Origin of the sequence: Thermoplasma sp. (genome assembly GCF_023256435.1) — an archaeon.
In the GTDB taxonomy this organism is placed as follows: domain Archaea; phylum Thermoplasmatota; class Thermoplasmata; order Thermoplasmatales; family Thermoplasmataceae; genus Thermoplasma.
This window is the reverse complement of sequence record NZ_JAGDXM010000030.1, coordinates 23,501-37,901: the sequence shown is the minus strand read 5'-3', so window position 1 is coordinate 37,901 and position 14,401 is coordinate 23,501. Positions and strand designations below refer to the sequence as shown.

At 45.9% G+C, this 14,401-nt stretch carries 14 protein-coding genes; 9 read left to right on the top strand and 5 right to left on the bottom strand.

Going from position 1 to position 14,401, the window contains the following annotated elements; translation table 11 throughout:
* Window positions 1–135: 135 nt before the first annotated feature.
* The 4 genes from pyrG to Q0C15_RS03870 all read left to right on the top strand — a co-directional run bounded on the left by pyrG (window position 136) and on the right by Q0C15_RS03870 (window position 3,465).
* Entirely contained in the window at window positions 136–1,776 is a 1,641-nt protein-coding gene (pyrG, locus tag Q0C15_RS03885; RefSeq protein WP_367181981.1) for a glutamine hydrolyzing CTP synthase, read from the top strand.
* Complete coding sequence (locus Q0C15_RS03880) at window positions 1,736–2,065, top strand: SCP2 sterol-binding domain-containing protein (protein ID WP_110640052.1); 330 nt, start codon at window positions 1,736–1,738, stop codon at window positions 2,063–2,065. The genes pyrG and Q0C15_RS03880 overlap by 41 nt, the downstream gene beginning before the upstream one ends.
* A 507-nt stretch (window positions 2,066–2,572) precedes the next feature.
* Window positions 2,573–2,851 (top strand): hypothetical protein, encoded by a 279-nt coding sequence (locus tag Q0C15_RS03875; protein ID WP_297216396.1) that lies wholly within the window; start codon window positions 2,573–2,575, stop codon window positions 2,849–2,851.
* A complete protein-coding gene (locus Q0C15_RS03870; protein WP_297216394.1) occupies window positions 2,848–3,465 on the top strand; it encodes a DUF99 family protein in 618 nt (205 codons plus the stop codon). The genes Q0C15_RS03875 and Q0C15_RS03870 overlap by 4 nt, the downstream gene beginning before the upstream one ends.
* Here the strand turns inward: Q0C15_RS03870 and Q0C15_RS03865 are convergent.
* A complete protein-coding gene (locus Q0C15_RS03865; protein WP_297216391.1) occupies window positions 3,462–3,953 on the bottom strand; it encodes a type II toxin-antitoxin system VapC family toxin in 492 nt (163 codons plus the stop codon). The two genes, Q0C15_RS03870 and Q0C15_RS03865, sit on opposite strands and share 4 nt — an antisense overlap.
* Before the next feature lie 129 nt (window positions 3,954–4,082).
* Here Q0C15_RS03865 and Q0C15_RS03860 point away from each other — a divergent pair, with 129 nt between their 5' ends.
* Together Q0C15_RS03860 and Q0C15_RS03855 are read left to right on the top strand one after the other, a co-directional pair.
* Window positions 4,083–6,455, top strand: coding sequence for a valine--tRNA ligase (locus tag Q0C15_RS03860; protein ID WP_297216389.1), 2,373 nt, complete (start codon window positions 4,083–4,085; stop codon window positions 6,453–6,455).
* Between the two features lie 190 nt (window positions 6,456–6,645).
* Window positions 6,646–7,350 carry a tetratricopeptide repeat protein gene (locus Q0C15_RS03855; protein ID WP_297216386.1) on the top strand — a complete coding sequence of 235 codons (705 nt, stop codon included), beginning with the start codon at window positions 6,646–6,648 and terminating at the stop codon, window positions 7,348–7,350.
* 71 nt (window positions 7,351–7,421) lie between these two features.
* On the opposite strand, the gene Q0C15_RS03850 is transcribed toward Q0C15_RS03855, so the two are convergent.
* Together Q0C15_RS03850 and Q0C15_RS03845 are read right to left on the bottom strand one after the other, a co-directional pair.
* Window positions 7,422–8,198, bottom strand: a complete 777-nt coding sequence (locus Q0C15_RS03850; protein WP_297216384.1) for an ATP/GTP-binding protein — start codon at window positions 8,196–8,198, stop codon at window positions 7,422–7,424.
* A 1-nt stretch (window position 8,199) separates the two neighbouring features.
* Window positions 8,200–11,460, bottom strand: a complete 3,261-nt coding sequence (locus tag Q0C15_RS03845; RefSeq protein ID WP_297216382.1) for a DNA polymerase II large subunit — start codon at window positions 11,458–11,460, stop codon at window positions 8,200–8,202.
* Window positions 11,461–11,685: 225 nt separating this feature from the next.
* On the opposite strand from Q0C15_RS03845, the gene Q0C15_RS03840 reads away from it, so the two are divergent.
* Both Q0C15_RS03840 and Q0C15_RS03835 read left to right on the top strand, forming a co-directional pair.
* The gene (locus Q0C15_RS03840; protein WP_297216378.1) at window positions 11,686–12,210 is read left to right on the top strand and encodes a hemerythrin domain-containing protein; all 525 of its coding nucleotides are present in this window, start codon (window positions 11,686–11,688) and stop codon (window positions 12,208–12,210) included.
* An 88-nt stretch (window positions 12,211–12,298) separates the two neighbouring features.
* The gene (locus Q0C15_RS03835; protein ID WP_110640044.1) at window positions 12,299–12,583 is read left to right on the top strand and encodes a ferritin family protein; all 285 of its coding nucleotides are present in this window, start codon (window positions 12,299–12,301) and stop codon (window positions 12,581–12,583) included.
* Window positions 12,584–12,613: 30 nt separating this feature from the next.
* Here Q0C15_RS03835 and Q0C15_RS03830 read toward each other — a convergent pair whose 3' ends face one another.
* Window positions 12,614–13,213 (bottom strand): regulator, encoded by a 600-nt coding sequence (locus Q0C15_RS03830; RefSeq protein WP_297216375.1) that lies wholly within the window; start codon window positions 13,211–13,213, stop codon window positions 12,614–12,616.
* A 216-nt stretch (window positions 13,214–13,429) separates the two neighbouring features.
* Here Q0C15_RS03830 and Q0C15_RS03825 point away from each other — a divergent pair, with 216 nt between their 5' ends.
* On the top strand, window positions 13,430–13,927 hold the full coding sequence (locus tag Q0C15_RS03825; RefSeq protein WP_297216372.1) for a hypothetical protein: 498 nt from the start codon (window positions 13,430–13,432) through the stop codon (window positions 13,925–13,927).
* Here the strand turns inward: Q0C15_RS03825 and Q0C15_RS03820 are convergent, their stop codons facing one another.
* Window positions 13,928–14,392 (bottom strand): Zn-ribbon domain-containing OB-fold protein, encoded by a 465-nt coding sequence (locus Q0C15_RS03820; protein ID WP_297216370.1) that lies wholly within the window; start codon window positions 14,390–14,392, stop codon window positions 13,928–13,930.
* Between the last annotated feature and the right edge of the window lie 9 nt (window positions 14,393–14,401).

Sequence of the window (14,401 nt, the reverse complement as noted above, 5' to 3'; positions counted from 1 at the left end):
TCTATCTACATCTATTTGAACAATATAATTAAGATCATGAAGATGCGGTATGGCCATCATCAGATGTGAAAAAACGCTGAATATACTGCTTTTGGAGTAGATTGAAAAATTTAATTAACGAGTCTGTGTTTATCTATAATGCAGTACATAGTTGTGACTGGTGGAGTTATATCTGGTCTGGGAAAAGGTACAATTACTTCCAGCATCGGTCATATCTTGAAGGATTCTGGTATAAAGGTATCCGCAGTTAAGATTGATCCATACATAAATTATGATGCAGGTACGATGAATCCTTACCAGCATGGTGAAGTCTTTGTTCTTGATGATGGGGGTGAAGTTGATCTCGATCTGGGCAATTACGAGCGTTTCATGAACATCAACCTCACGAAGAACAACAACATAACAACGGGCAAGGTTTACCTTGAGGTCATACAGAAGGAAAGGCATGGGGACTACCTGGGGAAGACCGTACAGATCATACCGCACATAACTGATGAAATAAAACGGAGGATAAGGGACGTGGCGAAATCCAGCGGTGCTGACATAGTTCTCATAGAAGTTGGCGGCACTGTTGGTGATATAGAATCAATGCCTTTTCTTGAGGCTCTGAGACAGCTCAAGCGCGAGGAATCGAATGTTGTCTTCGCCCATGTTACGCTCGTTCCTGAGATAGGCCCGACCATGGAGCAGAAGACAAAGCCAACCCAGCACAGTGTTAAATCGCTGAGGGAGATAGGCATCCAGCCAGATATAATATTTGCAAGATCAAAGAGGAGGCTGACCGATGAAACAAAGGCTAGGATATCGCTTTTCACAGATGTGCCTGTTGAGGGCATTATAAGCGTGAGCGATGTGGAAAACGTATATCTCCTGCCGCAGATCATGGTGAAGGAAGGCCTGATAACGAGGCTGTCGAAGCTCCTGAACATGGATATAAATTACAGGGACTCTTGGTCGGAATACACGGAGAATATAAAGAACCCGAGGGAAAGGGTCAAAATAGCCATAGTCGGCAAGTATGTGGATCTGCATGATGCATATATTAGCCACAAGGAAGCTTTCTCGCATGTGACAGGCAATACAGGCATTGCAGTTGACATAATGTGGATCGACTCCGAAACAGTCAGGTACGATCAGAGCGTTCTGGCTGAAGCGGATGCCATTCTGATACCTGGAGGGTTCGGATACAGGGGAGTGGAGGGGAAGATAGCGGCCACAAAGTACGCTTTGGATAATGGTATTCCGTTCCTAGGCATATGCCTTGGTTTCCAGGTGGCTGTGATCGCCGTGGCAAGATACGTTCTTGGTCTTGAAGGCGCCAACAGCACAGAATTTGATGAGAAGACAAAATACCCTGTTGTGGACATACTGCCAGAACAGAAGGGCATCAAGGATCTAGGAGGTACAATGCGCCTTGGATCAAAGAAGGTCATAATAAAGAAGGGTACTCTTGCGCACAGGATATATGGGACAGACATCATATACGAGAGGCATAGGCACAGGTACGAGGTCAATCCAGATTATATAGACATGATCGAAAAGGCCGGTTTCCGGTTCTCGGCGACGGACGATGAGGGCATAAGGATGGAGATACTGGAGAAAAACGGGGATGATAGCTTCATAGCCACCCAGTACCACAGCGAATTCAAATCAAGACCGCTTGATCCATCAAAGGTTCATCTACATCTAGTGGAACAGGCGTTGATTTATAAGCAGAGAAGGATCAGGGAAAAACATGAAGGATACGCTACAGCAGCTAGTGGTCAAAGTCAATAAGAAGTTTGAGAACGACCCAAAATACAGGGAAAAACTCAAATCCCTGAGCAGGAGTATAAACCTGGAGTTCGATGGCAAGGATAACTATCACTTCTATCTCAAAGACTCGCATCTCAGCGATGTTGAGGAGGGAAAGATAGAGGCTGACATCAATGTGATGGTTTCATCGGATGTATTCAATAAGATACTGGCCAAGGAGATAGATCCGCTTACAGCCTACCTGACTAAGCAGATAAGGATAAAGGCTTCGCTCATGGATAAACTGCTCATATCTGATCTTCTGAAGTAATTTATATTTTCCAACATTTTTTCCGTGCGTATATACGAAAAAGTTGAAAAAAATTATTTTGCAGCTTCGTATCTGCATGCAACTTGCATCAGGCCAAACGTGCTATCTTCCAGTGACAGGAAAGTTTATTGATAATTTTGCACTGATCTAGGTGGTGTTAGATCATTTAAGGAAGCGATAGGATGCCGATCAGAGCGGTTGGTGAACTTTGACGGCGGATCTGAGAAGATTTCCTCCGGTGCGATGTCTCTATCATCTGATGTCCCCCATGCATCGGAGCGATAGGAAGATCTATCAGGATTAAGATAATGGATGTGATGGTAAAATATGTCTGGATGCATAAGAGTAATGATATCTGGACACGCTGAATACAGGTGCCCTTTGTGTGATTCAGTATTCAAGACCGAGGAAGAATGCATGGATCATGTTATTGCGAAACACACAATGAAAGCAAGATAGATTGCTACAGTAATGTTTGAATGTGATGAACATTGAGTGATGATTGATATGCCTATGATATCTTCATCCGGTGCCGTTAGGGACATATCTTCAATGGTGAGGAAATTAAAGCCGGGATATGAAATAGAGATGAAGACCTTCAAAAAGGATCGGGGCATAGAGATAGTCAAGATGGACGATGGTACCCTGAGCATTAACGAGTTTGGTTTCAGAACCGCCGAATACCACATCTCCGCTGATGATTTTGATCGGCTGTTCAAAGATATCTATCAGCGCGAATTTCCGCGCAGTCATGAGATCAGATATTCCATTAGGAGGAAGAGATGACCGATGGAATGGACGATGATCTCAGGAATAGTTTATCGCTTGAATATGAGCCTTTACCAGAGAAATTCAGGATCAAAAGGGGCATGAGGATCCTTGGCGTCGATGATTCCCCCTTCAGAAGAGGCGACAGTGAGAGCAGCCTTATAGGCGTCCTGATGAGGATTGATGGCTATCTTGAGGCTATACAGAAGGATCGCGTGCATGTGGATGGAGACGATGTCAATGAGGCCATAGCGAGGCTGTTCAGGAAAACAGGATCCCTGGCGAAGGTAATAATGATGAGCGGTATATCGTTTGCAGGTTTCAATATATGTGATATAGATTCCCTGCATCGAGAACTTGGTGTGCCTGTTATATCCCTGTTTGAACCAGGAGGAAGCGTAGAGAAGATGATACGTGCCATAGAAAAACACCTCGGAGATGAGGAAAAGGTGAGGATACTGAGATCCCTGAGACCTGTGGAGATAAGAAACAATGGATACGTAATAATGGCAAACCTTTCTGGGATAGACACGCGGAGCGCCCAGGAGATCATAGAGAAAAACACGCTGAGGGGAAAATTTCCTGAGGCGGTGAGAATAGCCGATCTTGTGGGAAGGATCTCTGGGATCTAGACCTTCTTTATCATCGATCTTTTCTTGTCGTAGTGCCTCTTAACCTCATGTCCGCATATATCGCATACCTTTACGGGTACTGAGAATACCTTCTTGCATCCCGTGCACCTGTAAACCCAGGATATCTGCTTTTCAATACGCTTTATGTTTGCGTTTACAAATTTCAGGTTCAGGTATGATGCTACGTTCTGTATTGAATAATCGTCCGTCACTATGGTACCGCCATACTGCAAAGCCAGGGCAAGAACATCCTTGTCGGTCTGACTCAGATTCATAAGATCACCGGTTTTGGCCGCGGTATCGTCCACCACCTTCAGGTATTCCTGGCCAGGGCTGACAACCCTGATCATGGGAAGCAGCGCATCGATCATGTAGCGCAGTTTGCCTCTCTTGATCTCGCTGATCACGGATGACGGAAATATGAGGTCTCCATCCAGCAGATTGAGGTTCCTGGAGATTATGGCGGATGTGTCTATAACATATATCATTCATCAACCTATCAATAATGAATATAAAACGTTTGACAATGATGCTAAACAGGCCGGACTTTTTCAAGAAACCGCTCCCATATTCCGCGTTCGAGTAAATTAATTAAGCGTGTCATAATTACAATTCGGATGGACATAGACATAAATCAGATGGAAGAAAAATGGATCAAATACTGGGATGAGAATGATATCTACAGGTTCGAACCTGATGAACGGAGCAGGGTATTCGCGATTGACACCCCACCACCTACAGTATCTGGAAAGATGCATATGGGGCATTCATTTTCATATCCACATATAGATTTCATAGCAAGATACAAGCGCATGCGCGGCTATCATGTGTTCTTTCCATGGGGCTTCGACGACAATGGCCTTCCGACTGAAAGGTATGTTGAGAAGGAAACCGGCGTGAAACCCAATGAAAATAATGTTGAGGAGTTCATAAGACTTTGCAAGGATCTGAGCGAGGCCAGCGAAAAATCGCTACTTGAAGGCTGGAAGCGCATAGGAATGAGCTGTTACTTCAAGGATTATTACGTCACCAGCTCGCCTGAATCCATAAGGATATCGCAATCCATGTTTCTCGATCTTGTGAAGAAGGGGAGGGTTTACAGGGATCTGGCTCCATCCATAAGGTGTCCCACATGCAAGACCTCCATATCGCAGATCGAGATGAAGGATCAGGAGATGCATACAAAGCTCGTATACATCAACTTCAACGTGGAAGGTAAACCGCTTACCATAGCCACAACCAGGCCTGAGATGCTTGGATCATGCGTGGCAGTATTCGTTAATCCGCAGGATGCGAGATACAGCCAGATCATAGGCAGGGAGGCAACCGTTCCGATCTTTGACAGGCGGGTAAAGATCATGGCTGACGATACGGTTGATATGAACTTCGGCACTGGCGCAGAGATGGTGTGCACCTTCGGCGACCAGAACGACCTTGATCTCTGGAAGAAATACAACCTGCCGCTCCGCATGAGCATAGACAAGGACGGGAGAATGACGGATGAGGCAGGCCCGCTGAAGGGCATGACCATAGGCGATGCAAGAAAGAAGATCGTGGAACTGCTCAAGGAACAGGGCTATGTGGTCAAGGAGGAGAGCATAAAGCATTCCGTGAACACGCATGAGAGATGCGGAACTCCCATTGAAATATTCATAGAGAAGCAGTGGTTCATAAAATATCTAGATATGAAGGACGCATTCATCGATAACGGGCGCAGGATAGAGTGGATACCGGATTACATGCGCGTCAGGTATGAGAACTGGGTCAACGGCCTCAAATGGGACTGGCTCATATCAAGGCAGAGGTATTATGGCGTCCCGTTTCCGGTATGGTACTGCGCAGACTGCGGAAACACCATATACGCCGATGAAAAGGATCTCCCGGTGGATCCACGCATACAGAAGCCAAGCAAAAAATGCGATAAATGTGGTTCCACAAACCTCGTACCGGAACGCGATGTTATGGATACGTGGGCCACGTCATCCCTAACACCAAGGATAGCGCTTACGCACTTTGGATACTTTGACCGTTATTACCCGGAGGATCTGAGGGGACAGGGACATGATATAATCTCGTTCTGGGCTTTCACTACCATAGCCAGATCGAAGATGCACGATGATAAGATACCGTGGTACAAGATCATGATCAGCGGCAATGTCTATGACATGTATGGAGAGAAGATGAGCAAAAGCAAGGGCAACATAGTGGACATATACACCGTCATAGAAAAATATGGGGCTGATGCCCTGAGATTCTGGGCTTCAACTGTGTCGCAGGGTGACGACATAAGGATAAAGGATCAGGACTTTACCAGAGGACGGAGAACGGTCATAAAGATGTACAATGCAAAGAAGCTCATAGACATATTGAAAGGCCAGAGAACCGTGCGCATATTCGACGACGTCAAGAACCCCGTTAACAGGTGGATACTCACCGAGGAGTCAAAGATCCTGGAAACCCTAACAGAGTACATGGAAAATTATGAGGTTGCAAAGGCCAGGACGGCGCTTGACACATTTTTCTGGAACGTGTTCTGCGACAATTATCTTGAGATGATAAAGCCCATAGTTCAGAGATCATCAGAATCAGGGAACTACGAGGAGATGGATGAAACACTTTACACCGCTTCAAAGGTCATGCTTGACGTTGCCAAGGCCTATGCACCCATAATGCCCTTCATATCTGAGGAGATATATCAGACCATGGATTTCCCCGGAAGAAAGATAAGCGTTCATGTGGATTCCTGGCCAGAGGAAAAACGCCGCTACAGCGATGCAGATGAGGTATCTTACCTGGTGAGCGTGATAGATGCAGTCAGATCTGCCAAGTCAAACGCAAAGGTTTCGATCGGAACGAGGGTAAAGAAAGCTACTATCAGTGGAAAACGCCAGACAGTGGAAAAATACAGGGATCTCATTGCTGCAATGCTGAGAATAGATGATGTAGAAATTTTTGATGGGGATACTGTTGCGGCCACGGTATTCCCATGATTACCGCCTAGAACTGTCATATTCTTTCAATCATGAATATGGACAGCGCGCGGCCTAATGCCGTGCATGACCCATATCGTAGATGCACGCGAAGCGATCGCTCTCATTTTTTCATGTGAGTTTTAATTTAGTTTTTTAGCAAAAAACAAAAACATTGTATAATAGCTTAGTTATAGGACAAGGATGGAACATGGCTGATGAATTTAAGCTCAATAACAAGGAACAGCGTGCTGATGAATACAACGAGAGGGGCATCTCATATTTCAACATCAATAAGTATGATAAGGCAGTAGAGGAATTCACAAAAGCGATAGAGATAATATCGGATGATCCGGATCTTTACCACAACAGGGGCATGGCCTATTACTCCATGAAGAAATATGAAGAGGCCATAAAGGATCTTAAGAAAAGCATAGCCCTGGACGGATCTGTACCTGATTATCACAACGTGCTTGGATCTGTATATGAGGACATGGGCCTTGTGGATAAGGCGATACAGGAGTTCACGGAAGCGATAAAACTGGAAGATGATATACCTGACTACTACTACAACAGAGGAAACGCGTACTGGAAGAGGGGTGAGGTCGATAAGGCGCTCGACGATTATTCGAAGGCAGCGGATCTTGACTCAACAGATCAGATATTTGTATACAAAAAATACGAGGCCCTGATGGATCTTGGCCGGCTTGAGGACGCACTTGCAACCGTTGATAAGGCGATAAGGATAGTCCCTGCGAATTACAATTATCTGCTCATGAAGGCGGATGTACTGATAAGGATGGGCAGAAGGGAAGAGGCCTCTGCCGTCCTTGAAGAGGTGGAGAAGCTAGATCCAGGGAATCCGGAAGCAGAAAGGTTGAGGAAAATGGCAATGCAGGGGGATACTGTTCGCTGATCCGTGTATTAGGCTTCAGTATTCGAAAAGATATTTTTCAAAAATCTGATCTTATTCAGCGGTAGGCCGAATCATTCCTCTTTGTAGGTGTCGTTATCCTCGCCTCCAGCAAAATATAACGCCATCTGCGAATATACATCTTCAAACCCGAATGAATCCTTTGAGGACACAGGATATATTTTTGTCATTATGTTGCTCTCCTTGAACGCCTGAAGCAGGCCGATGAAGTAATCCTTTTCCATCTGGCCCTTTTCATCCATAAAGGCCTCGTTCAGAAGATCGGGAGAGGCCTCCCATTTTTTGATCTCCCTTATATCGTCATCGGAGACCAGATCAACCTTGTTGATCACAAACATCATCGGCCTGAAGAATCTTGAGAAAACCGAGGCATAGAGCATCTTCTGTGCTATGAAGCCGGATGGATAGGTTGAGAGCGGGGCATCTGCTATGTACGCCATCATGGATCTCTGCCCGGATACTTTTTCTACGATCTCCGTTGACGACGTGCGGAATGTGAACAGCTCTATCTGCCCTGGCGTATCGATTATGACATAGTAATCGTCCAGATCCTCAAGGAACTCCGATATCTTATCAGTGTAGCTCACGATCATGTCCGCAGCAACTATCTGCGATCCATTCGGACCCAGATTGTAATCTGACATGATGGAATCCAACGATATGTATTCCCTTATATCGAAATCCGGTTCATACGGCAGATAATCTGCACCTGGATCAAGATTTATTATCGCTGAATCGAATTCCATGCGTTTGAGCCATTCGTTCAGCGATCCTGAGAATGTTGATTTACCGGTTCCAGCCGGACCTACAACATAGAGTGCACCTAGCATATCAGTACATATCAAGGCCGGTTATTTTAACTTCCCTGGCCTCATTCTTTTCATCCTCTTCATCTTCGTCCGGAAACGTCTCCTTTATGGTCCTTGCCAGATTGTCTATCCTTGCCCTGAGGTAATCAGGCAGCTTGTAGTTTTGGGCTATCTTCAGCGTTTCGTTGAGATATTTCACCACGCTACCCTTGTGTATGGTGAGCGTAAGGCTGTTTGATCCACATTTCAGGCAGCGGCCTGATAGAGGTATGCGCCTGTATTTTGCATTGCACTTGGTGCATCGGAATTCCTGAGAGAAGAATCTCCGGAAATTTCCGTACATGTCTGGGAGGAAATGCGTGGATATTACCCTTGCAGCAACATCATCAGCATCAACTGCTCGGAGCTTCTTTGCAAGACCGAGCTGTTCGCTGATCTTCTCGTCCATAGTCCCAAGTGTCTTGTAGGAAGAAACAAGCACACCTGCATTTATGTCAGATGTGTCCATGGTATAGGATGAACCCATGTATGTGCCGGTCTTCTTTATTCTTACCTTCATGGTCATCATGGTCTCCTCCACCTCCGATGGTGAAGCATGGCGCTCCGCTGCCTCATAGAATATGAGCGGATATCTGGAAAGCGTATCAACATTCAGAGCCTCCTTGTCTATCTCGTCTGGGTTTATGAGCACAGATAGGACAAGCGGTGCGTCCATTAGACCTCCCCTTGTGGATGGCAGGTATCTTGCCGAGAAATTCAGGAAACCATCCATCAGCAGCATTATACTGTCCTCATCGCCATCGCAGTTCCTCCTCTTTGCGGCATGGAAGAATGGATGCGCGTAGAACGCATTAACATCGCTGAAACCTATTATTCTGCCTACGACGCCTCCTGATGTGTGAGGTGCGAGCCCTATTACCAGATGACCTATGAGATCCTCCTCGCTCTCTAGCGAATAGAACGGGGGCATATTGTAGTATTTCACAAGGAGATCGTCTATGAATTTTGAAACGTTAAAGAGATACTTCGCCGCCTTCCTTGGTATTATGACGTCCTGCGGGAAGAGCTCGTTCACATCCTTTGCCTCATATCCCAGTTCCTCGATCTTCTCAGCGCTTATCCCTATCTCCTTGTATCTGAAATGCGTTATCGGTATATCCGACATATCAAAGCGGCAGGTTCCATCCTTGTTGACCGAGATGTCGTGTATCGAACGGAGTATGCCCTTCTCTATGGGTTCCGCCACCTTCTCCCTTGACATCAGCTTCTTGACGCCCTTGAACTCCTTTAGGTCGTCCAGCGATATGCCCAGTACGTTTTCTGCCCTCCTGAGTATGGATTCGAGATCTATATTTCCCGTCCTCTCCCCTTCTGGATTGCAGTGGCTCCCGCACCTAGGGCACACCGGAGTTGGTGTTTCAAACCCACATGATGTACACCGATAGAAGAACACCTCCGCCTTGTACATCCCTTCGCTGTTCCTGTTTGCACCTATTATCGATCTTCTTGCCTCACCGTAGCTTTCAACCGGAAAGAGGGCATGTACCATGGGCTTCATCTTCCTGTCCCCGGCCTTCTCAGGCCTGCCCAGCCTGGATCCAACCCTGGTTGGCGCTCTGGGCTTGATCTTTATACCTGAAAGATAATTCACGGTGTCCAGAACGCTTTCCTTCCTCTCATAATTCCTCACGCTGACTATACTACCCCCATCAACGTCATAGCCAAGCGATACGAGGAGTGGGTAATAGTCCCCTACGATCAGATCATCTCCGGATCTTCTAAACTGGACGCCAAGCCTGATCAGCACGTCCGAGGCCTGATACGGCATCCTAACGCCGTCTTCAGTTATCCTGGATTTAAGCACGATGCTCCTGAGGAATTCCAGATCCTCAAATGATATGTCATGCCAGTAATAATCGAAGTCTGGGTGCAGTGGAACACCGTATTTTCTGGACAGTTCCACAGCAGAAAACTGATCCACCTTCGTTCCCCTCAGATCCTCAGGCAGATACTGATCCCACCATTCCACGGTGAAAGATGGCGTCGGAAGCGGATAATTATTCTCCAGAAAATCGCCGTATGCGATCAGTATTTCACCAGCGTCAGTTATCTCGACTACGTCATCGTAAAGTTCCCTTGCAGTTTCCATATCGTTTATCCTTACGTGATCTCCATTCTTTAGGAGTACAGTGGGACCATCAATGGTATCGCATGGAGTCACGGCGGCAGCCTTTCCCGGCAACTCAACCTTTATCTGCGATCCAATGGCTATGAACTTTCCCATTATGTACATCGTGGCCGGATTCAGAGATGCAGCCGCAAGGCCTGATACCCGGCTCCTGCCATATCTCAACCTGAAACCTCCAGGTCTCGATGGATGTGAAAATACGGGCCTGCCTGCAACTATATCCTTTAGGAATTTGTCTGATTTCTTTGCCGACTTCCCCTCGGTCTTTCCTCCAAGATTGGCGAGAAAGTTCCAGTCATCAAGGTGCATCGAACTTGTGTACTTCAGTATCTTTCTCGCCTTCTGAACAAGACCTTCACACAGGACCAGACACATACCACCGCGTATCCTGTTTGTCTTGATCCTGTCCATGTCCCTGTGCCCGGATACCTCTTCCTCCTCACTGCCCTCGCCGTCTATGCATATTGGGGAATTCCTGACGACCAGCTTTATCTCGTCCGGCGTAGGCAGATACTGAAGATGCTTCACACGGTCATAGCTCTCTATTTCCTCTATGTATCTCTCAACTTCGTCGTCGGTGGGCTGGAACCTCGAGATGCCAAGCTCCCTTCTGACAACGTCGCCTATAAGAACACTCAGCGCTTGAGCAGTTCCGCCAGCGCCACGTATTGGCCCCGCATATGATATGCCCACATATTCGCTTCCATCGTAGTTCTTCCCTATGTAGACATCCGCTATGCCCTCGAGCGGAGCGACAAGTATACCCTCTGTCAGAATGGCCAGGCCGACCCTTATGGCCTTGTCCAGAGCCTCCTTGCGGTTATCCCTGAACATGGCGGCTATTCTCCTGGACATTTCAAGGGACACTTCCTCTCTGGACATTCTGCTGCTGAGATCCCTTATTTCCTGGGCTATGCCCTTTATGCCTATAAGCGCCTCTATCCTCTCTGCCATATCCGAGGCAAGAGGTATTTCCACATGATCAGAAACGTCAAGCCCCTTTGACCTCGCCTCCTGTGCAACGTCATAGGCCTGCTTAACCCTTTCCGATATGTATTTCCTATAACCTTCAAGATCGAAAATCTTTGAGGGCATGATCAACTTACAGTAAAGCGAACAGGAGTTAATAAAAATACCCGGTCGGATCGATGCACATATTTTTGCGTGATTTTCCTGAATATGCAAGGATCTCAGATACGCATACCGCAACTGCGATCCATTTTCATCATATCGATTATGCATCTGTCCTATATTGCGAGTCCATGCATTCACGCTTCAGGAATCTGGAACACTTATTATGCCCATAAGCGATGTCAATGCATGGCTGATCTTTCCGAATTGCTGATGGTGGAGCACTCCGCTATACGTTTGCTCGCAAAGGTATCATATGGAAAGGAATCACTTGATATCTTTGAGGATTTCAACGATTATCTCGTAAAGGATCATGTTGAGGTTGAGGAGAGAATTCTCTTTCCAGCTATAACGGATTTTGAATGGGAAGACAGGAAGGAATTCGAAAAAACCGTAAACAGGATAAAGGCCGACCACAAGCTAATAGAAACGCTGGCAGATAACCTCATAAAGTGGAAGAGATCCGGGGACGAAGATCTTTTCAAACTCAGGCTGCCTCTATTTTATAAGACTCTAACGGAACACAATCTCTCTGAAGAAGATCAGATATTCCCAAGGTGGAAAAGGATCGACGATGAAGTGAGGGACATTACCCTTCGTGAGGCGCTGGATTTGATTGAAGAAACAGGAATTGAAAGATATTCGCGGAATACTGGAATTTCAAAAGAATTCATTGCTTACATACAACCGAAGAATTCGGCGGGAACCCATTAGAATGCCGGCGAAATGTATACGAAAGATCCGAAGCCATGTTATCGAGGTATTAACACCATGTATTTATGCTATCAAGCGTTAGCAAAATATGCCAAGATATGAAGTTTCGGAGGATCTTTCCGAAAAGATAAAGGATCTGAGCAGAGCCAGGCAGTCCCTGATAGAGGAGATTGAAGCCATGATGTTCTATGACGAGCGTGCAGATGCCACAAAGGATGCGGATCTCAAGCACATAATGGAGCACAACAGGGATGATGAGAAGGAACATGCCGTGCTACTGCTGGAATGGATCAGGAGGCACGATCCTGCTCTGGACAGGGAACTGCACGAGATACTCTACTCCAACAAACCCATAAAGGAGCTTGGAGACTGAGCAGAATTTTCATCTGATCTGGGGATCATTTCATAGATCTCCAATTTCCTCTTTTTCGACGTCGGATATGAATTTTGTGGGGCATATCTTTATGTCGCAGTTGTTGCACAGGATCTGATCAACGTCTGTGCTGACCCTCACTTCAAGGGATTTCACACCATCTATCTTTCTTATCTGGCCTATTATCTTATCCGGTATAGGCCTGTAAAATATGATCCTTATGAAGCTCTCCTCCTGGCTTATGTTCCTGGAAAAGATCTCTCTTATGTAGCATCCGTATTTGGATATGGCGCTGAATATCTCCCTGAAAACATATGGAAAATGCCCGAGGCTGGTATAAGCCGTTATTATCTGGTTTCCGGTAAGCAGCGCCACATCTGCTATATCGGCCATGGGTTTTATTGATGACATCACCTTCTTCAGCGGTTCGCTGGATTCAACAAGCTTTATTGTTTCGTAAACTGTCTTGCGGTTGACGTCAAATGCGTTTGCTATTTCGCTTACAGATATCTCCACATCGTTAGTGAAAAATCTTCCGTCTCTGATGGAGATTCCGGATCTGTAGAGGCCGTCTATTATCCTCAGCTTAATTGGGTGTTCCTTGAAATATTCGTCGAGGATAAGCAGCATATGCGTGTACATTTTGATTATGTATAAATAGGTATCCAAATCTGACCAGTCTAAAAACTTCTGTAATATTCTGTCCCGCTGACAATCATTGTCCATGCATCCGAACGACCTCATGGGGCCCGATGATCCATCTATCAGAAATGACAAGGAGACAAAATCGTTATACCTTTTCTACGCATATGATCAGATACTAGATCAAGATCGATGAGGTGATCAATGAACCTGAAAATTCTCTCAACCGTTGGAGCCATAGTCATAATATTATCGCTGATAATATTCTCCATTTCTGTATTATCGATATCGAGAGACACGAATGTGTATAACGTAACGCTGAACCCGCAGCAATCAGAGAATATATCGAGATATGCTGGAATTAACGATTATCTGACCTACAGGATAACATTCGTGAACGTATCCAGCGCAATAGCGTCCTATATAGTATCGCCAAATGGTATCCATACAGCACAGCATCAGAACCCCCTCAACACCACCGGCAGCCTTGTGACAGATGAGAGCGGGACCTGGTCACTGCTTATAATGAATGCCGGAAACCGCACGGTTTATCTAACCGTCGAATTCACCGTAGTGCCTGAAACGGTGATATTTGCTCTGATATCTGCCTTCACCCTTCTTCCACTGGGAATAATAATGATGATCATCAACCCCATGAAAAACAGGATAGATAAATGGAAAAGGAAGAGGAGAGATTACTGATCACGGTTTCGAAATGAAGTAAACCGTTGCGTTATCCTCCTTTCTTTTTTCAACCTTTATCGATATTTCCATGCCAACCTCTGGCTTCTGTATGGCGTCATCGATCCATGCCAGCACATTGATGTTCTCTCTGTCCAGATGAGCTATTCCAACGGTATAATCCCCGAAGCCTGAAAACGATTTTGGTTTTGCAAATATCCTTGTGAACGTAAGCAGATGCCCATGGGTATCCAGCGGATAGAATTCCATGTCTCCGGAAAAACCGCATTCAGAACACCATGCCTGAGGCGGAAAGAACCTTGAACCACAAACAGGGCACTTTGTTCCCATTATGATGCCCCTATCCAGGCTTTCGTAAAATTTTTCTATTCTGGAGACAGGTATTCTGTATCTTATGTTGAGACTGCGCATATCCACCAGCAGTGGATTCCTGCTCTTTTCATCCTTTGCTATGTATTCCGGCATTTTCTTCAC